The organism is Rhodococcoides fascians A25f (assembly GCF_000760935.2).
Lineage (GTDB): Bacteria > Actinomycetota > Actinomycetes > Mycobacteriales > Mycobacteriaceae > Rhodococcoides.
Map to the genome: position 1 here is coordinate 1,392,158 of NZ_CP049744.1, position 20,057 is coordinate 1,412,214.

24 protein-coding genes are annotated in these 20,057 nt (G+C 66.2%); 20 read left to right on the top strand and 4 right to left on the bottom strand.

Features of this window, described 5'->3' with window-relative positions; genetic code table 11:
- Positions 1–70 precede the first annotated feature (70 nt).
- Genes BH93_RS06675 through BH93_RS06685 form a run of 3 tightly spaced genes read left to right on the top strand, consistent with a single transcriptional unit; the run spans position 71 to position 2,709 of the window.
- Positions 71–1,165, top strand: a complete 1,095-nt coding sequence (locus BH93_RS06675; protein WP_052064860.1) for an NAD-dependent epimerase/dehydratase family protein — start codon at positions 71–73, stop codon at positions 1,163–1,165.
- A complete protein-coding gene (locus tag BH93_RS06680; protein ID WP_032380377.1) occupies positions 1,158–2,198 on the top strand; it encodes a lysophospholipid acyltransferase family protein in 1,041 nt (346 codons plus the stop codon). The genes BH93_RS06675 and BH93_RS06680 overlap by 8 nt, the downstream gene beginning before the upstream one ends.
- Before the next feature lie 22 nt (positions 2,199–2,220).
- Entirely contained in the window at positions 2,221–2,709 is a 489-nt protein-coding gene (locus tag BH93_RS06685; protein WP_037171848.1) for a GNAT family N-acetyltransferase, read from the top strand.
- 18 nt (positions 2,710–2,727) lie between these two features.
- Here the strand turns inward: BH93_RS06685 and BH93_RS06690 are convergent, their stop codons facing one another.
- Entirely contained in the window at positions 2,728–3,663 is a 936-nt protein-coding gene (locus tag BH93_RS06690; RefSeq protein WP_052064904.1) for an HAD family hydrolase, read from the bottom strand.
- Between the two features lie 265 nt (positions 3,664–3,928).
- Between BH93_RS06690 and BH93_RS06695 the strand changes: the two genes are divergently transcribed.
- The 16 genes from BH93_RS06695 to BH93_RS06770 all read left to right on the top strand — a co-directional run bounded on the left by BH93_RS06695 (position 3,929) and on the right by BH93_RS06770 (position 15,034).
- Entirely contained in the window at positions 3,929–4,210 is a 282-nt protein-coding gene (locus BH93_RS06695) for a glutaredoxin family protein (RefSeq protein ID WP_037171845.1), read from the top strand.
- Positions 4,211–4,365: 155 nt separating this feature from the next.
- Positions 4,366–5,196 (top strand): redox-sensing transcriptional repressor Rex, encoded by an 831-nt coding sequence (locus tag BH93_RS06700; protein ID WP_037171844.1) that lies wholly within the window; start codon positions 4,366–4,368, stop codon positions 5,194–5,196.
- Positions 5,193–6,605 carry a glutamyl-tRNA reductase gene (locus BH93_RS06705; protein WP_037171843.1) on the top strand — a complete coding sequence of 471 codons (1,413 nt, stop codon included), beginning with the start codon at positions 5,193–5,195 and terminating at the stop codon, positions 6,603–6,605. The genes BH93_RS06700 and BH93_RS06705 overlap by 4 nt, the downstream gene beginning before the upstream one ends.
- 5 nt (positions 6,606–6,610) lie before the next feature.
- Positions 6,611–7,579, top strand: coding sequence for a hydroxymethylbilane synthase (gene hemC, locus BH93_RS06710; protein ID WP_032380798.1), 969 nt, complete (start codon positions 6,611–6,613; stop codon positions 7,577–7,579).
- Complete coding sequence (locus BH93_RS06715) at positions 7,572–7,742, top strand: hypothetical protein (RefSeq protein ID WP_155289207.1); 171 nt, start codon at positions 7,572–7,574, stop codon at positions 7,740–7,742. The genes hemC and BH93_RS06715 overlap by 8 nt, the downstream gene beginning before the upstream one ends.
- Positions 7,739–9,301 (top strand): uroporphyrinogen-III synthase, encoded by a 1,563-nt coding sequence (locus tag BH93_RS06720; protein WP_032401867.1) that lies wholly within the window; start codon positions 7,739–7,741, stop codon positions 9,299–9,301. The genes BH93_RS06715 and BH93_RS06720 overlap by 4 nt, the downstream gene beginning before the upstream one ends.
- Before the next feature lie 75 nt (positions 9,302–9,376).
- Complete coding sequence (gene hemB, locus BH93_RS06725) at positions 9,377–10,351, top strand: porphobilinogen synthase (protein ID WP_032380384.1); 975 nt, start codon at positions 9,377–9,379, stop codon at positions 10,349–10,351.
- A complete protein-coding gene (locus BH93_RS06730; RefSeq protein ID WP_052064859.1) occupies positions 10,348–10,971 on the top strand; it encodes a hypothetical protein in 624 nt (207 codons plus the stop codon). Before hemB ends, BH93_RS06730 begins: the two co-directional genes overlap by 4 nt.
- Before the next feature lie 97 nt (positions 10,972–11,068).
- On the top strand, positions 11,069–11,230 hold the full coding sequence (locus BH93_RS06735) for a hypothetical protein (RefSeq protein ID WP_165430230.1): 162 nt from the start codon (positions 11,069–11,071) through the stop codon (positions 11,228–11,230).
- A 70-nt stretch (positions 11,231–11,300) separates the two neighbouring features.
- Positions 11,301–11,729 carry a hypothetical protein gene (locus tag BH93_RS06740; protein WP_155290864.1) on the top strand — a complete coding sequence of 143 codons (429 nt, stop codon included), beginning with the start codon at positions 11,301–11,303 and terminating at the stop codon, positions 11,727–11,729.
- A 1-nt stretch (position 11,730) separates the two neighbouring features.
- Complete coding sequence (locus BH93_RS06745; protein ID WP_037171839.1) at positions 11,731–12,207, top strand: hypothetical protein; 477 nt, start codon at positions 11,731–11,733, stop codon at positions 12,205–12,207.
- A complete protein-coding gene (locus BH93_RS06750) occupies positions 12,204–12,455 on the top strand; it encodes a hypothetical protein (RefSeq protein WP_037171837.1) in 252 nt (83 codons plus the stop codon). The genes BH93_RS06745 and BH93_RS06750 overlap by 4 nt, the downstream gene beginning before the upstream one ends.
- Before the next feature lie 15 nt (positions 12,456–12,470).
- On the top strand, positions 12,471–12,752 hold the full coding sequence (locus BH93_RS06755) for a metal-sensitive transcriptional regulator (protein ID WP_032380388.1): 282 nt from the start codon (positions 12,471–12,473) through the stop codon (positions 12,750–12,752).
- A gap of 20 nt (positions 12,753–12,772) precedes the next feature.
- Positions 12,773–12,976 carry a heavy-metal-associated domain-containing protein gene (locus BH93_RS06760; protein WP_032380389.1) on the top strand — a complete coding sequence of 68 codons (204 nt, stop codon included), beginning with the start codon at positions 12,773–12,775 and terminating at the stop codon, positions 12,974–12,976.
- 85 nt (positions 12,977–13,061) lie between these two features.
- Complete coding sequence (locus BH93_RS06765; protein ID WP_037171835.1) at positions 13,062–14,240, top strand: PQQ-dependent sugar dehydrogenase; 1,179 nt, start codon at positions 13,062–13,064, stop codon at positions 14,238–14,240.
- On the top strand, positions 14,240–15,034 hold the full coding sequence (locus tag BH93_RS06770) for a cyclase family protein (RefSeq protein WP_037171833.1): 795 nt from the start codon (positions 14,240–14,242) through the stop codon (positions 15,032–15,034). The genes BH93_RS06765 and BH93_RS06770 overlap by 1 nt, the downstream gene beginning before the upstream one ends.
- A gap of 35 nt (positions 15,035–15,069) precedes the next feature.
- On the opposite strand, the gene BH93_RS06775 is transcribed toward BH93_RS06770, so the two are convergent.
- From BH93_RS06775 to BH93_RS06785, 3 genes are read right to left on the bottom strand one after another with little or no spacing between them, the layout of a single operon-like run.
- Positions 15,070–17,037 (bottom strand): acyl-CoA dehydrogenase family protein, encoded by a 1,968-nt coding sequence (locus tag BH93_RS06775; protein WP_037171831.1) that lies wholly within the window; start codon positions 17,035–17,037, stop codon positions 15,070–15,072.
- Positions 17,038–17,080: 43 nt separating this feature from the next.
- Positions 17,081–17,287 (bottom strand): hypothetical protein, encoded by a 207-nt coding sequence (locus BH93_RS06780; protein WP_037171828.1) that lies wholly within the window; start codon positions 17,285–17,287, stop codon positions 17,081–17,083.
- 46 nt (positions 17,288–17,333) lie between these two features.
- Positions 17,334–18,686: a serine hydrolase gene (locus BH93_RS06785; RefSeq protein WP_052064857.1), complete on the bottom strand. Its 1,353-nt coding sequence runs from the start codon at positions 18,684–18,686 to the stop codon at positions 17,334–17,336.
- Positions 18,687–18,773: 87 nt separating this feature from the next.
- Here BH93_RS06785 and BH93_RS06790 point away from each other — a divergent pair, with 87 nt between their 5' ends.
- Complete coding sequence (locus tag BH93_RS06790; RefSeq protein WP_371832096.1) at positions 18,774–20,045, top strand: adenosylmethionine--8-amino-7-oxononanoate transaminase; 1,272 nt, start codon at positions 18,774–18,776, stop codon at positions 20,043–20,045.
- Positions 20,046–20,057: the final 12 nt, after the last annotated feature.

The following is a 20,057-nucleotide window of genomic DNA, read 5'->3' on the forward strand; positions in this document are numbered from 1 at the left end:
GGCTTTGGACCGGAGCCGATGTTGGGGGTGCGCAGTGAGTCCGAGCGATCGTGGTGTTGCCGCGCCCCGAGTGGTCCTGGTGACCGGAGCTAGTCGTTTTCTCGGCGGATACCTCGTCACCAGACTGGCCCAGAACCCGCAGATCGAACGGGTGATCGCCGTCGACGCGCTGTCGCCGAGCAAGGATCTGCTCCGGCGCATGGGCCGCGCCGAGTTCGTCCGCGCGGACATCCGAAACCCCTTGATCGGCAAAGTGATTCGTAATGCCGGCGTGGATACCGTCGTGCATGCCGCCACCGTGGCCAAACCCCCCCGATCCGGCCATCGCGCCACGATGAAAGACCTCAACGTCATCGGCGCGATGCAGCTGTTCGCGGTGTGCCAGAAATCTCCGACGGTGGAGAAGGTGGTGCTGCGTTCGTCCTCCTCGGTGTACGGCTGCAGCGCGAAGGACCCGGTGAAGTTCACCGAGGAGATGAGCGCCCGACGCCCACCGAGCGGTGCGTACGCGCGGGACACCATCGACATCGAAGGATACGTTCGCGGACTCGGCCGTCGACGACCCGACATCGCCGTGTCGATCCTCCGCATGGCACCGCTGATCGGTCCGCGATTGAACGGCACCATCTCGCGGTACATGACCTCGCCGCTGATCCCGAGCATCATCGGCCGCGATGCACGTATGCAGTTGCTGCACGAGGAAGACGCCCTCGCCGCGCTCGAGCGCGCCACCATCGGCGGTCCGGCGGGCACGTTCAACATCGGGGCCGACGGCACGATCATGCTGTCGCAGGCGATCCGCCGTGCCGGGCGCGTCCAGGTGCCGGTTCCGTTTCCACTGTTCAAGAGTGTCGGCCGCGCTCTCATGGGCGGCATGATGCGGGAATTCACCACCGAACAACTCGACTACTTCCACTTCGGCTGCGGCCTCGACACCACCCGCATGCGTTCGGTCCTGGGCTTCGAGCCGCGGTGGACTACGGTTCAGGCATTCGACGACTTCGTCCGCGGCGCTGCGCTTCGCCCGGTCATCAGGACCGAGTGGGTGGACGGCATCGAGAATCGACTGCTCTCGGCCGTCGATACCGGCGCATCCACCGCGCGCGCACTGGCAGCACTGCGTAGCTCGGACACAGTGCGAAGTTCGGGAGGGACGGGTGAGTGAAGTGGCCAAAGTGATTCCATTGCACGGTGGCCGCTCGGTCCGCGCGTCGCAGGGTTCGCGCGAACGGCACCCCTCCGCCTACACCGAGCCGCGTGAGCCGACGCCGCTGCTCGACCCTGCCCCCGCCGTCGCGTCCCCTTCGGCGGCAGCGATCCCGACTCCGCTGCTCTCGATGATCGACGACACCAAGACCGCCGTCGTGGACCAGATCTCCTCGGTTGCCGAGTTCGTGCGCAGACGTCTGGCCGGCGATTACAGCGTGGACGAGTTCGGTTACGACCCGCACTTCGCCGACGCCATCTGGCTTCCGTTGCTGCGGCCGCTGTTCGACAAGTGGTTCCGCGTCGAAGTGAAGGGCATCGAGAACATTCCGTCCGACGGTGGTGCCCTCGTCGTCGCCAACCACGCAGGTGTTGTCCCGGTCGATGCGCTGATGGCGTCGGTCGCGGTGCGCGACCACCATCCGGCGCACCGTCCACTACGAATGTTGGCCGCCGACATGGCTTTCGAGATGCCCGGCGTCGGCACCATCGCCCGCAAAGCCGGGCACACGCTGGCGTGCAACCCCGACGCCGAGCGCCTGCTGCGCACCGGCGAACTCGCAGCGGTGTTCCCCGAGGGCTTCAAGGGCATCGGCAAGCCGTTCAGCGAGCGCTACAAACTGCAGCGATTCGGCCGTGGCGGGTTCGTCTCGGCGGCTCTGCGAACGGGTGCACCGATCATTCCGTGCTCCATCGTCGGCTCGGAGGAGATCTACCCGAAGATCGGCGACATCGCGCCACTGGCTCGACTGATGGGCATGCCGTACTTTCCGGTCACGCCGTTCTTCCCGCACTTCGGTCCGCTCGGACTGATCCCGTTGCCGTCCAAGTGGTACATCGAGTTCGGTAAGCCGATTCCTACCGACTCGTACGACGCCGCCGCGTTCGAGGATCCGATGGTGCTCTTCGAGCTGACCGACCACGTCCGCGAAACCATTCAGCACACGCTGTACCGACTGCTGGCCAAGAGACGCAACGTCTTCCTGGGGTGAACGCACGGGTTATCCTGTGCCAGTGCACATTCGCAACACCACCACCGAAGATCTGCCCGAGATTCTCGACATCCACAACGATGCCGTCGCCAACACGACTGCCATCTGGGACGAGGAACAGGTCGACCTCGCCGATCGCACGGCCTGGTTCGACGGCCGCCTCGCCGCGGGATACCCCGTCCTCACCGCCGAGGTCGACGGCCGGGTGGCCGGATACGCGTCGTACGGGCAGTGGCGGGTCAAGAGCGGTTACCGGCACTCGGTGGAGCACTCGGTGTACATCCACCGGGATTTCTATCGGCGTGGCCTTGCCAGCGCGCTGCTGAGCGAATTGATCGAGCGGGCCAGGGCAGGCGACGTGCACGTGCTGGTGGCGTTCATCGAGTCCGAGAACACCACCTCGATCGCGCTGCACCGGAAACTCGGCTTCGCGACCGTCGGGCAGATGCCGGAGGTGGGCGTCAAGTTCGGCCGATGGCTCGACCTGACCCTGATGCAGCTGACGCTCTGAGCGGCCTGCCCGGATGGGTCAGCTCTTGCGGCGGCCGACCACGGCAGCGAGTCCGCCGCCCACTGCGCCCAAAGCCAACGCCGTCGGCACGCCGATCTTGGCGGCCTTGCGTCCGGTGCGATAGTCGCGAATTTCCCAGCCCCGGTTCTTGGCCAGCTCACGCAGGTCAGTATCGGGATTGATCGCCACGGCGGTCCCGACGAGCGAGAGCATCGGAACATCGTTGTGGCTGTCCGAGTACGCGGTGCACCGCTTGAGGTTGAGGCCTTCACGCACAGCCAGTGAGCGCACTGCGTGCGCCTTGCCGATGCCGTGCAGGATGTCTCCGACGAGGCGGCCGGTGAACACCCCGTCCTTGCTCTCGGCGACGGTTCCCAGTGCCCCGGTGAGCCCGAGCCGCTTGGCGATGATCTGAGCCAGTTCCAGGGGAGTGGCGGTGACCAGCCACACTTGCTGGCCGGCGTCGAGGTGCATCTGCGCGAGAGCGCGAGTACCGGCCCAGATCTTGTCGGCAATGACCTCGTCGTAGATCTCTTCGCCGAGCGTGGTCAGTTCGGAGGTGGGGCGGCCCTTGATGAACGAGAGCGCCTTTTCTCGGCCGCTGGCCACATCCTCGCTGTTCTCCTTGCCGCTGACCCTGAATTTCACTTGCTGCCAAGCGAATTGAGCCAAGTCGCCACTGGTGAAGTATTTGCGAGCAGCCAGCCCGCGAGCGAAATGGATGATCGATGCGCCCTGGACCATGGTGTTGTCCACGTCGAAGAAGGCCGCGGCGGTGAGATCGCGCGGAATCGCGCCCTCGGACTCGATCTGCAACGCGAGAGCGGCGTCGGCACTCGCCTGGCCGGCCACGTTGGCGCGGACTTCTGCATCGGACGGACCGAAGGGGTTGCGAATCCTGCGAATACGCCGCTTGAACTGCTTGTCCCCGCGCGGATCCTCGGTGTCGACCATGTCGATATCGGGCGTGGCCTCGATCGGCAGGTCGGTTCCCCCGTCACTCACTTCGGTCCTCCTCCCACTCGAGTACTCGATGCGCCCAGTCGGTCTACCCGCGCAGCCCAGTCGGTCACGCAAGCAGCCCACTCGGCTACCCACGCAGCCTAGTCGTGGGTCCGACCGGACCGACGGGGGATAAGCGAAGCCGGCCGTGAGGGCGGGCCGGCAGGGCGGCCGTCTGTGACGTTCGTCTCCATTGCGGACGTGTCACAGTGGACGGATGCAGACGACTCCCCCCGGCGTGGCTCTTCTCACCCGTGCAGGCTGCCATTCGTGCACCCACGCGCTCGAGGTGTTGAACGAGGTGTGCCGCGAGTTCGACGTGGCCGTCACGGTCGTCGACGTCGACGAGGCGGCGACGGAATCGCCTGACCTGCGTGCGGAGTACGGGGACCGAGTGCCGGTGGTGCTGCTCGACGGCATCGAGCACAGCTACTGGGAGGTGGACGTGCCCCGATTGCGGGCCGATCTGGCTCGGGCAGGGCACCCTAAGAACGTGTGATTCGTCTCCGTGTGCAGGTGAAGGCCGGTATGCGCAACTTTGTTCATTCGTTCACAAGCAGTTACCGTGGTGTGAACAGCATTCGTGAAATAGACACGAACGCAGGATCAGCGTGAAGACCGGCATCGACGCCGTTCGGACGAGGAGCCCCAGACGTGACCGAAGAGCGCCCGTCGCCCAGCGGCGTAGAGCGGGTCATCCCTCAGGCTACGGTCACCCGTCTGGCGACCTACCTGCGGGTCCTCTCCATCCTCGCAGACGAGGGCGTTCTCATCGTCTCCAGTGAAGAACTGGCCACCGCAGCAGGTGTCGGATCGGCCAAACTGCGCAAGGATCTCTCCTTTCTCGGCCCCAACGGCGTTCGCGGTGTCGGCTACGACGTCGCACGTCTGCGCGCCAAGATCGAGAGCGCACTCGGACTCGATCGCGGCCACCGCGTCGTACTGGCGGGAGTCGGCAATCTGGGACAGGCGCTGGCCGGGTACGGCGGATTCGCGCGTCGCGGCTTCACGATGGTCGGCCTCTTCGACCGCGACCCGGCGCGCGTGGGCACCGACGTCGACGGACTGACCGTCCGGCACGTCGACGAGCTCGACAAGGCCTGCCGTGAACTCGAGGCGACCATCGGCGTCATCGCCACCCCCGACGACGCCGTGCACGTCGTCGCCGAAAAGCTCGTAGCCGGCGGCGTCGAGTGCATTCTGAGCTTCTCGCCGATGGTGCTCGATGTTCCCGAACACGTCGAGGTGCGGCGCGTGGACCTGGCGGTGGAGATGCAGGTGCTCTCCTTCAACAGCTCTCGCAACGTGTCCGAACCGACCGGCGTGACCGCGCCGACCGTCGTCACTGCGCCTCGGCCACAGCCGGTCTCACCGCCTCCACTCACGTCCACGGCACGTCTCGGCCGCAGTCACGGCCCGCGCATCGCCGGAAATCCAAGCCCAGTCAACAGTTCGACAAGAAACGGATCGGTGATTGCACCGTGAGTGTCCTTCTCGTCGGGATATCGCACCGTAGCGCTCCCGTCGCAGTCCTCGAGCGTGTCGCCATCACGGACACCGATCGCCCGAAACTGACCGACAAACTGATGGCCAGCGGAAGCATCTCCGAGGTCATGGTGGTGTCCACGTGCAATCGTGTCGAGATCTACGCCGTCGTCGACGCCTTCCACGGCGCGTTGACCGCCGTCGGCGAGGTACTCGGTGAACACTCCGGACTCGAGATCGCGGACCTGACCAAGCACGCCTACGTGCGCTACAGCGAGGCCGCCGTCGAGCATCTGTTCGCAGTGGCCAGCGGCCTGGACTCGATGGTCATCGGTGAGCAGCAGATCCTCGGCCAGATCCGGTCGGCATACGCCGCCTCGGACGGCCAGCAGGCTTCCGGACGGGTGATGCACGAACTGGCTCAGCAGGCGCTGCGAGTCGGTAAGCGGGTACACAGCGAAACCGGAATCGACGCCGCTGGAGCCTCGGTGGTCTCGGTTGCCCTCGATCGCGCCGCCGAGACGTTCGGCGGTTCCCTCGCCGGTCGCAAGGCCGTCGTCCTCGGAGCCGGAGCCATGGGCGGCCTCGCCGTCGCGCACCTCGGCCGCGCCGGAATCGGCGGCCTCACCGTCGTCAACCGCACTCGCGAGCGGGCCGACCACTTGGCCGAGAACGCCGTCTCGAACGGAATCCCGGCCACGTCGGTCGCCCTCGAGAATCTGCCCGCTGCGGTGGCCGAGGCCGACATCCTCATCACCTGTACCGGTGCGGTGGGGACCGTGGTCTCCATCGCCGATGCTCACCTCGCCCTCGTCGGACGCGACTCCGAGCACCCCCTGGTGATCTGCGACCTCGGACTGCCCCGCGACGTCGACGCCGCCGTGGCGCAGCTGCCGGGTATCACCGTCTTCGACATGGAGTCGCTTCAGCGCGATCCCGCAGCCGGTGCTGCGGCGAACGACGCGTCGGCGGCTCGCGAGATCGTCTCCAGTGAACTCTCGGGTTACCTTGCGGGACAACGGCTTGCCGAGGTCACCCCCACCGTCACCGCACTGCGTCAGCGCGCTGCCGAAGTGGTCGAGGGGGAGTTGTTGCGCCTCGAGTCGCGGCTGCCCGGGCTCGATTCACCGCAGCGCGACGAGGTGGCCCGTACCGTGCGCCGGGTAGTCGACAAGTTGCTGCACTCGCCGACGGTGCGCGTCAAGCAGCTCGCCAGCACCCCGGGCGGGGATTCCTACGCCGCTGCGCTGCGGGAGTTGTTCGAGCTGAGCCCCGGTTCGGTCGATGCGGTGGCGACGCCGATGGAGATCGGCTCGCTGGAGCTGGTCGACGACTTCACCGCCAGCCGTACCGATCTGCGCTCGGACTCTCACCCCGGCGGCACCGCCGGTCAGGAGCGATCGGAGTGAACGACATCGTCAAGATCGGTACTCGCGGAAGCCTTCTCGCGACCACCCAGGCCGACACCGTGCGCGTGGCTCTCGCCGCTGCAGGGGTCGAGGCCGAACTGGTGATCGTCAAGACCGCGGGCGATCTGTCTGCTGCACCCGTACAGACGATCGGCGTCGGTGTCTTCACCGCAGCGCTGCGCGAGGCACTCGCCGACGGCACCGTCGACATCGCCGTGCACTCCTACAAGGATCTGCCGACGGCAGCCGACGACCGGTTCGTCATCGCGGCCATCCCGGCCCGCGAGGATCCCCGGGACGCCCTGGTGGCCCGCGACGGGCTGGTACTGGGCGAGCTGCCCGCGGACGCGAAGGTCGGTACCTCCGCACCCCGCCGGATTGCTCAATTGCGAGCTCTCGGACAGGGATTGGATGTCCGGCCGCTGCGAGGCAACCTCGACACCAGGATCGGGAAGGTGGCCTCGGGCGAGCTCGACGCCGTCATCGTCGCCCGCGCCGGACTGGCCCGCATCGGCCGACTCGACGTCGTCACCGAAGCACTCGATCCGGTGCAGCTGCTGCCGGCACCTGCTCAAGGTGCGCTGGCTGTCGAATGCCGCACCGGCGACACCGATCTCGCGGCGGCCATCGCCACCCTCGACGACGCACACGCGCGCGCCGCGGTGGCAGCCGAACGTGGACTGCTGGCCGAACTCGAAGCCGGCTGCACCGCTCCGGTCGGCGCGATCGCCGAAGTTGTCGAATCCATCGACGAGGACGGCCGCATCTTCGACGAACTGTCGTTGCGTGGCTGCGTAGCCGCGATCGACGGCAGCGACACCATCCGCGCGTCGATCGTCGGATCACCCGACCGCGCCGAGGAGCTGGGCCGGGAATTGGCCCGCGAACTGCTCGATCTCGGTGCCCGCGAACTCGTTTCAGTCACCGAACCAGCGCAGGCCGGTTCTCACGCACAGGGTGGATCTCATGTCTAGGGCCATAACGGCACCCGTCCGCGGACGCGCCAAACGCACGGCGACCCGTCCGGTCGTACGGAGAGAGTCGATCGCCACCGCTCGACTGATTCCGAAACGGGGCACGGCAACCCCGATAGAACTGCAGTACCCACACAAGACAGCACTGGAGAACAACCGATGAGCCCAGTCCGCAAGAACACCAACGGACGGATCCTGTTCGTGGGATCCGGGCCGGGTGACCCGGCTCTGCTCACGGTCCGGGCACGTGAAGTGCTCGGAGCGGCCGAGCTCGCATTCACCGATCCCGACGTCGACAAGGGCGTCACCGCGCTCGTCGGTGCCGACGTCCCTCGGGACGCGGAGACGGGCGAGAACGGTGTCGAGGTTCGTCCGGCGCTCGGCGAGCCCGCCGAGGTCGCCAAAACGCTTCTCGCCGAGGCCAAGAACGGCCACGACGTCGTTCGCCTGGTCTCCGGAGATCCGCTCACCACCGATTCGGTGATCGCCGAGGTCAGCGCCGTCGCTCGGACGCACGTGCCCTTCGAGGTGCTCCCCGGCCTGCCCGCCGGATCCGCGGTGCCCAGCTACGCCGGCATGGCACTGGGCTCGGGCCACACCGAGGCCGACGTCCGCGGCGAGGTCGACTGGGCAGCGCTCGCTGCTGCTCCCGGCCCGCTGGTGCTGCACGCGACGTCGGGTCACCTGGCCGAAACTGCCAGTGCTCTCGTCGAACACGGATTGGCACCGCAGACGCCTGCCGCCATCACCGTTCGTGGCACCACCCGTCAGCAGCGCACCGTCGAAGCAACACTGGCGACTCTGAACGACGCCGGATCCGAGCTCGTCGGATCGCTCGTCGTCACCGTCGGCAAGGTCGTCTCGGGCCGAAACAAGATGTCCTGGTGGGAGTCTCGCGCATTGTACGGCTGGACCGTGCTGGTGCCGCGTACCAAGGACCAGGCCGGTGAGATGAGCGACCGCCTCGTCACGCACGGGGCCATCCCGATCGAGGTTCCGACCATCGCCGTCGAGCCCCCGCGCAGCCCGGCCCAGATGGAACGGTCCGTCAAGGGCCTGGTCGACGGCCGCTACCAGTGGGTTGTCTTCACCTCCACCAATGCCGTCCGGGCAGTGTGGGAGAAGTTCGAGGAGTTCGGGCTGGATGCCCGCGCGTTCTCCGGCGTCAAGATCGCGTGCGTCGGTGAGGCAACCGCGGCGAAGGTGCGCTCGTTCGGCATCAATCCCGAGCTCGTGCCGTCGGGGGAGCAGAGCTCGCTCGGACTGCTCGAGGACTTCCCGCCGTACGACGAGGTGTTCGACCCGGTCAATCGAGTTCTGTTGCCGCGTGCCGACATCGCGACCGAAACGCTCGCCGAAGGGTTGCGCGAACGCGGTTGGGAGATCGACGACGTCACCGCATACCGCACCGTTCGGGCCGCGCCGCCCCCCGCCGAGACCCGCGAGATGATCAAGACCGGCGGATTCGACGCAGTGTGCTTCACGTCGAGCTCCACCGTCCGGAACCTGGTCGGCATCGCCGGAAAGCCGCACGCCCGCACACTCGTTGCGTGCATCGGCCCCAAGACGGCGGAGACTGCCGTCGAATTCGGTCTGCGCGTGGACGTGCAGCCCGAGTCGGCTCAGGTCGGACCACTGGTGGAGGCACTCGCCGAGCACGCAGCTCGCCTGCGCGCCGAGGGTGCACTGCCCCCGCCGCGCAAGAAGTCACGTAGGCGCTGACGCGCCTCGTGCGCGTTTTGCGTAGCTCTGACTACGCAAAACGCGCACGACGAACGAAGTGAGGCAGGTTCCACCTTGTTCCCCACCGATCGCCCCCGACGCCTGCGCCGTACCCCGGCGCTGCGTCGGCTGGTAGCCGAAACGTCCTTGGAGCCACGGCATCTGATACTGCCGATGTTCGTGGCCGACGGCATCTCCGAACCGCGAGAGATCAGCTCGATGCCCGGGGTGTTCCAGCACACGCTGGACTCGCTGAGCGCAGCGGCCGAGGATGCCGTGACGGCAGGCGTCGGTGGCGTCATGCTGTTCGGTGTGCCGAAATCCGAGGACAAGGACGAAACCGGCTCGGGGGCAACCGATCCGGACGGAATTCTGAATCGTGGACTGGCTCGACTGAAGGCCGACCTCGGAGATTCGACGGTCATCATGGCCGATACCTGCCTGGACGAGTTCACTTCTCACGGCCACTGCGGGGTGCTGGGGGAGAACGGCTCGATCGACAACGACGCCACCCTGCTGCGCTACGTCGACATGGCCGTCGCTCAGGCGGACGCGGGCGCGCATCTGCTCGGACCCAGCGGAATGATGGACGGACAGGTCGGTGCGATCCGCGCCGGACTGGACGCGGCCGGTCACGTCGAGGTGGGACAGCTGGCGTACTCCGCGAAGTACGCCTCGGCCTTCTACGGCCCGTTCCGGGAAGCCGTCGGCTCGTCGCTGCAGGGCGATCGCCGGACGTATCAGCAAGACGCCCGGAACCGCCGAGAGGCCACCCACGAGGTGGAGCTCGATCTCGCCGAAGGTGCCGACATGGTGATGGTCAAGCCGGCCATGTCCTACCTCGACATACTCCGCGATGTGGCCGAGATGTCGCCGGTTCCGGTTGCGGCGTATCAGATCTCCGGGGAATATGCCATGATCACCGCCGCCGCACAGAACGGGTGGATCGATCGCGATGCGGCGGTGCTGGAATCGCTCGTCGGGATTCGGCGTGCGGGTGCCGATGTGGTACTGACCTACTGGGCAACCGAAGTGGCGGGCTGGCTGTGAACGATTTTCCACCGGGAAACAACCCCGACAGCAACACGCCCAACAATCCACCGTCGCAACCGGATTGGCAGCGCTGGGAGCTCGAGCACGGGTTCCCGCAATCGGGTCCGGAGCTGGAGCCGACTCCACGACCGGCACCGGTCGACGTGGAGACGGCTCGCCATCTCTGGTGGGGAGTGGCGCTGATCGGCGCTCTCTCGGCCCTGTATTCGGTGTGGACGTTGTTCGGGGCGCGTGAGGAATTTGCGCAGTCTCTGCTCGACGAACTCGCGGCGCAGGACGCGGCAGCGGACATGACCGTCGAGTCCACGCAGTCGATGGTGACGGTGATGCTGGTCGTCACCATATTCGTCGTGATCGGTTTCGGGGCGCTGTTCCTGTTCTGGGTCAAGCGGATGCGCGCGGGCAAGATGTGGGCCCGGATGCTGCTGACCGTCATCGGATCGTTCATCGTGTTCACCACGATCCTCGATCTGTTCGCCATGGCATCGACGGCGGGGGCCATGAACATCGTGATGGGCGTGATCGGTATCGGCCAGGGTGTACTTGCCGCCGGGGCGATCTACCTGATGCATCGTCGTGAATCCAACGAATACTTCGTCGCGTCCAGACGGCGGTAGTTGTCGGAACTCGGAAGTTTCGGGCGTGTTCTCGGCTGTGATCTCTGCTGTGTGACTAGCATCACTCTCGATATCTTTTCGAGTGATCGGATCCGACATGGCAGAGAACACCCCTGCAGTAGCGAGCGTGACCCAGCCGGCAGCCGACCGCGAGCCCTGTCCCCAGGAGAGCGGCCGTCCCGGTTGGGCGCTGCTCGGGTTGCTTCTCGCCGTCTCGGCCGCGATCGCAATCATGGCGCTGGGAATTTCTGCAGGCTGAGCGCGCTGGGCCCGTACAGAATTTCTGCCGCCGGAACCCTTTCACACCCCGCGGTGGCAGGATGTCTGGCGTGAGCGCAGACACCGACGCATCGATCGTCCGTCCTCGGGTGGTCTCGGCCGCCTACTGGCTGTGGTTGGCCTCGGCCGTGTTGCTGATCGTCGTCTGCATGATCGCCCTGACGCTTCCCGCCGATCAGATTCGTGCCTCGTTCAGCTCGGAAGCACAGGGCAATTCGTTCCTCACCGTCTTTCGCGGCCTCGGCGTGATCTCCGGAGTGGTCGGATTGGCCATCGGACTGATGTCGAGCCACGTCCGCGGCGGTGACCGCAGATTTCGACGGGCTCTGGCGGCGCTGTCGGGAGTTGCCGCTCTGCTGCTGATCTTCGCGGCGCTGGTGTTCCCGTTCGTTCCGCTGGTGATCACCATCGGCCTTGTTCTCGCGGCCGTTCTCGTCTACCGACCGTCGGCGCGGGAGTGGTTTCATCGTGAGCAGTGAGATGTCGGCGGGCGAGACCGTGCTGTTCCACGAACCCGGTGGTCGATGGCGCATGTTGGCTTGGGGGCCTGCGTTCTGCCTCGTGGTACTCGCCGTCGAGCTCGCGTCCGGTCCGGTGATCCACTGGTTCGCACTCGCGCTGTTCTCGCTGATTCTCGTCGGTCTCACCTACGTTCAGCTGCGCGCCGCTCGCATGCACGTCAGCGTCGAACTCACCACCCGAGCGCTGCGTCAGGGCACGGAGACGGTCGACGTCGCCGATATCGAAGACATCTTTCCTCCGGCCGAGTACGCCGACGACGAGTACGAGCCCAAGAGGTGGGAGACGGCGCGAGTGCTCGGGGAGCTTTCGGGGGTGCCGCGGAAGCGCCACGGCATCGGGCTACGGCTGGTGGGCGGCGGACTGGTTCAGGCCTGGGCCAAGGACGACGACGGGTTGCGTGCGGCCCTCGAAACGGCCAAACGGGAGTACCTGTGAGGAAGTCCGTCGGCTGGGTGGAGATCGTGGTTACGCTGCTGGCGGGGATCGGAGCCGTGGCGTGCTGGAACATGGGTGTGCGAACCACCGCGTTCCCCGCGGTTCCCGACGTGTTCCCGGCATATCAGGGGACGTTCTACTCGGGGTCCTGGATCGCGCTGGCCGCCCTCGCCGTCATAGTCGCGGGATTGCTGATCGTCGACGGTGTGCGCCGAGTCCGAACGGAAGAGTCACCCCCTACCCGGTAGGGGTATAGTGAGGCTATGAGCAGCTACAGCGCCGAGCAGGACGACCTGCTGAAGCGATTGCGTCGTATAGAGGGTCAAGTGGCCGGGATATCCCGCATGGTCGCCGACGACCGCTACTGCATCGACGTTCTCACCCAGGTCTCTGCCGTAACCAAAGCGCTGCAGTCGGTCTCGTTGAAGCTGCTCGATGCCCACCTCGCCGGCTGCGTCGTGGAGGCGGCGAGGCAGGGCGGGCCGGAAGCAGACGCGAAAGTGAAAGAAGCGTCCGAGGCCATCGCGCGCCTCGTGCGCTCCTGACGACAGAAGGGGAGTCGACGATGCAGACGACATATTCGGTCGAGGGCATGACGTGCGCACACTGTGCCGCGTCGGTGAAGGAAGAAGTCTCCGAGATCGCGGGGGTCACCGGTGTCGATGTGGACGTGGACGCCGGTTCCGTTGTGGTGAGCAGTGATTCGGCACTCGATACCGCGACGGTTGATGCTGCCGTCGCCGAGGCCGGGTACCGCCTCGCGTCGTGAGCTGGCGGTTCACCTCCTGACTGTGTTTAAAATCATGTGATACCGGTCATATCGGGCTGGTCGCAGATCGTCGTCAGGAGTGTGGATGAACAAGCTGGTGTCCAGTTCCGGAGTGCTCGCCGCCAGTGTCTTCCTGACGCTGGCATGTTCGACGGGCGCGACGGCACAGACCGATCCGCTCCCTGATCTGACGGTCACCACGGTGCTCGACGGACTCGCGAGACCATGGGATGCCGTGGTCGCGCCCGACGGAACGGTGCTGACGGGTGAACGGTCCGGGCGGTTCGTGATCCGCGATGTCGACGGGGCCACCCGCGAGCTCGATGCCGACCTCGACGATCTGTACGCGTCGGGGGAAACCGGACTCATGGGCATCGCCCTGGCCACGGACTTCGGCACATCCAGAACGATCTACACGTGCCAAGGTGTGCAAGGCGGCGGAGCAGGCACGGGCAGCGCCGGAACCGGCAGCGCGGGCGGCGGCGGAAGTGACAACCACATTGCCGTCCTCTCGTGGACGGTGGACACGGCGTGGACCGCGCTGACGCGCACCGGCACGCTGATCGACGACATTCCCGTCGCCGACGGTGGGCGTCACGGCGGCTGCCGCATCCTCGCTCATCCCGACGGCACCCTGTACGTCGGTACCGGCGACACTGCAACGCCGACGGTGCCGCAAGATCGAAACTCGTTGGGCGGCAAGGTTCTGCACGTCAACGCCGACGGTTCCCCGGCGGCCGATTCACCGGATCGCATCTTCACACTCGGCCATCGCAACGTGCAGGGCTTGGCCATCCGCCCCGGGACCGGACAGATCTACGAGGTGGAGCAGGGTACGACTCGCGACGACGAACTGAATCTGCTCGAGCCCGGCGGAAACTACGGCTACCGCCCCGACCGACTCCCGGTCATCTACGACGAATCGGTACCGATGACCGATCCAACCCGGGTGCCCGGTGCACTCGCGGCGGTCTGGAGTTCGGGTAGCCCCACCATCGCTACGCCCGGCCTCACCTTCGCGAACGGTGCAGGATGGGGCTCCTGGAACGGTGCCGCGGTGGTGTCGAGTCAGCAGGGCGAGAAGCTCGTGTTCCTCAAGTTGTCCGAGGACGGCACCGAATACGTCGACGAAGCGGACGCATTGGTCGGTACGTACGGACGCCTGCGTTCGCTCACCAGCTTCGGCAACGACGGAGCGTTTCTGCTCACCACCGACAACGGGTCCGACGACAAGGTTCTGCTCGTCACTCCCGCTGCCGGCTGATGTGTGGCCCCGAGGTCGTCGAGACGGTTCACCGCACACTGGGCCGTAGGGCGTTGTTCGGATCGTTGGGCGCGGCTGCGCTGACGGTCGCGGCAAGCGGGGCGGTGCGTGCCGAACCCGTTGTCGCCGCGGCTGTTCCGGCCGGCCGACTGGTCGACCTGACGCATACCCTGAGCCCCACGTTTCCGGTGTGGCCGGGCAGCGAACCGTTCTCGATGCGCCCGGTCGCGGCCTACGAGCTCGGTGGGTTCCTGGTGAACAAGCTCTCGTACTGGGAGCACACCGGCACACACATCGATGCCCCTGCGCACCGTGTTCGCGGCGGGGCGACGGCCGACGTGCTGCCCTTGGACGATCTGATCGCCCCACTCGTCGTCGTGGACATATCGGCGCGGGCCGAGGCCGATCCGGAAGCGGTGGTGACACCCGAGGACATCGACCGATGGGAGCGTGAGCACGGCCGAATACCCGATCGGGCATTGGTCGCGATGCACAGTCGGTGGCAGACCCGACTTGCCGAGCGTGCCGCGCCGGGCTTCGGCGCAGCCGCGGCACAGATGCTGGTACGTGAGCGCAACATCGTCGGAATCGGGGTCGACACGCTGAGCCTCGACCGGATGAACGACCGCGAATACCCCGCGCACACAGCCGTTCTCGGGGCGGGCCGGTACGGAGTCGAAGCGCTGGCGAATCTCGATGCGGTGCCCCCGGCAGGGGCGACGGTCGTCGTCGGCGCACCCAAGCACGCCGGCGCGACCGGTGGCCCCTGCCGAGTTTTCGCGATAGTCCCCTAGTCGGTTCGGTCTCCTGGCTCCGATCCCGTCATGCGTCAGTGCGCGTGACTGGGATTGGCCGCCGGCTCTTCCTCGGTTCCCGCTCCCGGCTCGCCGAGCATCGCCGCACCGACCAACGCGTCGGGCACACCGAAACCGTCGACGAGCAACTCCGCGTGCGGACGCAGTGTGCGGCAGCGCTCGTTGATGGCGCGGGTGACGGCCTTGGACCGCTCGGTGGACAGGTAGCGGTGCTCGATGAACCAGGCCTTGTCCTTCTCGATCACCGAGAGGGCATACAGATCGCAGACCTCGTGCAGCAGATCCTGGGTGGCCGCGTCCTCACACGATTCGATGCCGGCGATGAAGGCCTCGAAGATGATGCGATCGATGTGCGCGCTCGCAGCGTGCAGCACGTGATCCTGCACCGCGTTGAACGCCTCGAACGGGCTGGTCTCCTTGGACTTGGACTGCAACCGGCGAGCGACGGTGGAGAGCAGGTACTCCTCGCGATCCTCGAACATCTTGACCTGGGTGCCGCGGTTGAACAGCGAGCCCTCTTCCTCGTTGTCCTGACGGCGGTCCAGGATGGTCTGCATGATCGCTTGCGCTGCAGTGCGTTTGACCACTCGGTCGCCGACCATATCGGCGGCGAACTTGACCCACTCGACCGGGCTCATGGACTTGACGTCGTCGGCGTACGCGGTGAGCAGTTCCTTGGCCACCAGCTGGGTGAGCACATGGTTGTCGCCCTCGAACGTGGTGAACACGTCCGTGTCGGCCTTGAGCGAGATCAGCCGGTTCTCGGCGAGATAGCCTGCGCCGCCGCATGCTTCGCGGGCTTCCTGAATCGCGGCGGTCGCATGCCAGGTGTTCGCCGCCTTGAGGCCGGCTGCCCGTGACTCGAGCTCACGCTGCTCCTCGGCGTCGGGGCTGTCCGCGGTCTGCAACTCGTGCATCTTCGACACGAGTTCGTTCTGTGCGAATTGCAGGGCGTAGGACTTGGCGATGAGCGGGAACAGTCGACGCTGATGCACCAGGTAGTCCATGATCAGAACTTCCTGATCGGAATCGGGTGCAGCGAACTGCCTGCGCTGCAATGCGTATCGTGTCGCGATGTCGAGAGCGACCCGCGCCGCAGCGGCGGCACTGCCGCCGACCGTGACGCGGCCACGGATCAACGTGCCGAGCATCGTGAAGAACCGTCGGGACTTGTTCTCGATGGGGGAGGTGTACGTGCCGTCGTCGGACACATCGGCGTACTTGTTGAGCAGGTTGTCTCGTGGGATCCGGACGTGATCGAACATGATGCGGCCGTTGTCCACTCCGGGAAGGCCGCCCTTGTACTGGCAGTCCGAGGTGGTGACACCGGGCAGGTCGTCGCCGTTCTCGTCACGCAGTGGCACGAAGAAACAGTGCACACCATGGCTTTCGGGCTCCTGGCCCGGTCCGGCGGTGATGAGCTGGGCGAACACCGCGGCGACGGTTGCAGTCTCGGCGGCACCGCCGATGTAGTCCTTGCGTGAGGACGGCGTAGGGGAGTTGACGACGAATTCGTCCGTCTTCGGGTCGTAGGTGGCCGTGGTCTCGAGCGACTGCACATCGCTGCCGTGTCCGGTCTCGGTCATGGCGAAACAACCGAGCAGTTCGAGGTTGATGATCTTCGGGACGTACGCCTCGTGGTGGCGTTCGGTGCCGAGATTCTCGATGGCACCACCGAACAGTCCCCACTGGACGCCGGCCTTGACCATCAGCGACAGGTCGCTCATCGCGAGCATCTCGATCATCGTCACTGCAGCGCCGACATCCCCGGTACCGCCGTGTTCCTTCTTGAAGCCGTTGTCGGCTGCACCGGCGGCGGCGAGGAGCTTGAGTTGCTCGAGTGCTTTGGTGCGGGCGATGACGGTGTTCGGCGTGTAGTGCGGTCGGAACTCGTCGCGCGCGAGCTGCGTGCGCGCCTCGTTCTTCACATCTCGCCAGCGGCCGTCCAGAGTGTTCCGAAGGTGATCCGTTGTGGTTGCCATACTCGACGGTAACCTTTTGCCGCCGCGCGTGAGGGCCGGAAAGTCAGACCGGCCAGACGAATTCTCTGAACACCGCTCTGCAGGTGCGCCAGAAGCCCGTTTTCGCGTACGGACCGTCGTGGAACAACGACGCACAGTTGTCCTCCAGAGCCCGGGTGACCAGGGGACTGAAGTCGGTGAATTCGCTGACCAGGAACTCTTTGAAGCCCGACGGCCACGCGTGCTGGGCTGGTTCGTGTTGTGCCTCCACGACCGCGAGTGTAATGCAGCAGTAACACCGATGTTACAAATCACACCTACTTCAGTAGCGCGAACGCCTCCTGAGCAACGAGGAACGCGTAGCTGGACGGGATCAGATCGATCGCACCTTCGGCCTGGAATTGCTCGGTGACGATCCAGTCCTGACCGGACGCATCGGTGGCCAGGAATGCGCCGGCGAGGTCGCCGGGTGCATTGCCACCCTTGAAGCCCTGATACGGCCACAGTGCGGCGTCGAGCTGTACACCCGGGGTGATCGCCAGGATCCGGCGGTTCTCCTCCGCTGCCGGACCCGATGCCAGGTAGCCCATCGCCGCACAGACGTCCTGGGCATTGGCGAACCACTCGACGCCGTCGGCCGACGCCGGATTGTCGAGGAAGTTCTCGAAGTCGATCTCGAGCGGCCGCGAGTCCGCTCGGGCGAGCAGCTCGACCCGGCCGTCCGGGTCCGCACCGGACCACTCGGCCCGCATGTTCGGATCGCCGAATCCGATGACGAAGAACTGCCGGGTGTCCATCATCGGCGTCATCACCGACGGATCGTGATGTCCCATGATACCGAGCTGGCGTTCGACGCGGTCGCGGCCGAGTCGTTCCATCAACAGATCCGTTGCGGTGTTGTCGGACAACGAGATCATCTTCTCGGCGGCCTCCCGAACCGACACCGCCGTGCCGTCGGGCAGATTCTGCAACTCGCCGGACGGCGCGCTCTTGGTCGCATCGCGAACGGTGAGCTGCTCGTCCCATCGGACCGTGCCCGCCTCGATCTCGTCGGTGAGCGCGCCGAGGACGTACAACTTGAACACCGACCCCAGCGGCAGCACTGCGTCCGCATTGGTGGAATAGACGGCCTCGCAGTCACCGCCGTTGAGCCGAGACGCACTGTAGGAGTACTTCGGGGCCACCTTCGACAACGCCGCATCCAGGTCGTCGAACGACGAGATCTCGGGGGTGTCGGGTCTGGCCAGGAATCCGTCGAGCTTGCCATCGGCACCGATCGAGGTGGAGATCGTGGCCGGGACGTCGGCGGTGGTGAAGCCCAGGACGCCGGTATCGGGGCCGGCATCGAAGTTCGTGGCCACGTTCGGTGCACCGGCGCGCAATTGTTCGAGTGGGGTGACGAGTCCGCCCAGCGGGGCCACGGCAGCGGCCAACTCGGGGCCGACGACGGCCTCCACCTCGGTGGGATCGGGTGCGTTCTCGCCGTTGATCCACTGCAGAATTCGGTCGTTGAGCGCACCGATGGGAGTCGAGGTGTCGACGGCGAAGGCCGGTTCCGTCGTGGTGGAGGTGGCCGCAGGCGTTTCGGCCGTGCCGCCGCAGGCGGAGAGTGTCAGAGTCGACGCGAGGGCAACGACTGCGAGTCTCGTCGTGGTGCGCGGCATCATCATGCTGCGATGCTAACGGATTCGGACATTTCGCCTCAGGGGGCGATGCGGCCGGCGCTCGAGGGCGCTGTGGCAGGGTGCTGTGGCGTGTTGACTTCCGAGGACGTTCGTCGAATCGATTCCGACCACCTGTGGCACCCCTACAGCCGGTTTCCGGCGACCGCTGCACCGCTGGTGGTCGAGAGTGCATCCGGGGTGCGGCTCAGCCTGGCCGACGGCCGGGAACTGATCGACGGGATGAGTTCGTGGTGGGCTGCGGTGCACGGCTACCGGCACCCGGTGCTCGACGCCGCCGCGCACGATCAGCTCGGCCGGATGAGTCACGTGATGTTCGGTGGACTGACGCACGCTCCGGCGGCGAGATTGGCCGTGCTGCTGGTCGAGATCACCCCCGCAGGGCTCGACAAGGTGTTCCTCGCGGATTCCGGATCGGTCTCGGTCGAGGTCGCGGTGAAGATGGCGTTGCAGTACTGGCGGGCCCGTGGAGAGGACGGGCGCACACGGTTGTTGACCTGGCGCGGCGGCTATCACGGCGACACGTTCGCTCCGATGAGCGTGTGCGATCCGGACGGTGGGATGCACACGCTGTGGACCGACGTGCTCGCGAAACAGGTGTTCGCACCGGCCCCACCCACGGACTTCGACGAGTCCTACGTCGCCGAGTTCGAGCAGGTGCTCTCAGCGCACGCGAGCGAGTTGGCGGCGATCATCGTCGAACCGATCGTGCAGGGTGCAGGCGGTATGCGATTCCACGACGCGCAATACCTGGTCGAGCTGCGTCGCCTCGCCGACGAGTACGGCGTACTGCTGATCTTCGACGAGATCGCGACCGGTTTCGGCCGGACCGGGGAGTTGTTCGCCGCCGATCATTCCGGTGTTGCGCCGGACATCATGTGCGTGGGCAAGGCGTTGACCGGCGGTTATCTGACCCTGGCGGCGACGCTGTGCACCACCGAGGTAGCCACGACGGTGTCGGGCGGTGAGGCCGGTGGCCTGATGCACGGGCCGACGTTCATGGGCAATCCGCTCGCGTGCGCGATCGCGGTGGCCTCGGTGGAACTGTTGCTCTCGCGCGATTGGCGCGCCGAGGTCGCGGGTGTGACATCGGGCCTGGCAGAGGGGTTGGCACCTGCTCGTTCGCTGCCGGGCGTCGCCGACGTCCGAGTGCTGGGCGGGATCGGGGTGATCGAGATGCACAGTCCGGTGGACATGGAACGGGCGACCGCTGCGGCCGTCGACGCGGGAGTGTGGTTGCGGCCGTTCGGTCGCCTCGTCTACGCGATGCCGCCGTACATCTGCACCGGCGAGGACGTAACGGCCATCGCCGAGGCCATGCTGGCGGTGGCCCGAAGCCATACTTGAACAGCGTTCAAG

Bases quoted from the DNA above. Each gene is read 5' to 3' on its own strand.
- BH93_RS06690 (WP_052064904.1), bottom strand. From the start codon at position 3,663: ATGGTCGACACCGAGGATCCGCGCGGGGACAAGCAGTTCAAGCGGCGT.
- BH93_RS06695 (WP_037171845.1), top strand. From the start codon at position 3,929: ATGCAGACGACTCCCCCCGGCGTGGCTCTTCTCACCCGTGCAGGCTGC.
- BH93_RS06715 (WP_155289207.1), top strand. From the start codon at position 7,572: ATGTCTAGGGCCATAACGGCACCCGTCCGCGGACGCGCCAAACGCACG.
- BH93_RS06720 (WP_032401867.1), top strand. From the start codon at position 7,739: ATGAGCCCAGTCCGCAAGAACACCAACGGACGGATCCTGTTCGTGGGA.
- BH93_RS06735 (WP_165430230.1), top strand. From the start codon at position 11,069: ATGGCAGAGAACACCCCTGCAGTAGCGAGCGTGACCCAGCCGGCAGCC.
- BH93_RS06745 (WP_037171839.1), top strand. From the start codon at position 11,731: ATGTCGGCGGGCGAGACCGTGCTGTTCCACGAACCCGGTGGTCGATGG.
- BH93_RS06755 (WP_032380388.1), top strand. From the start codon at position 12,471: ATGAGCAGCTACAGCGCCGAGCAGGACGACCTGCTGAAGCGATTGCGT.
- BH93_RS06760 (WP_032380389.1), top strand. From the start codon at position 12,773: ATGCAGACGACATATTCGGTCGAGGGCATGACGTGCGCACACTGTGCC.
- BH93_RS06765 (WP_037171835.1), top strand. From the start codon at position 13,062: ATGAACAAGCTGGTGTCCAGTTCCGGAGTGCTCGCCGCCAGTGTCTTC.
- BH93_RS06770 (WP_037171833.1), top strand. From the start codon at position 14,240: ATGTGTGGCCCCGAGGTCGTCGAGACGGTTCACCGCACACTGGGCCGT.
- BH93_RS06775 (WP_037171831.1), bottom strand. From the start codon at position 17,037: ATGGCAACCACAACGGATCACCTTCGGAACACTCTGGACGGCCGCTGG.
- BH93_RS06785 (WP_052064857.1), bottom strand. From the start codon at position 18,686: ATGATGATGCCGCGCACCACGACGAGACTCGCAGTCGTTGCCCTCGCG.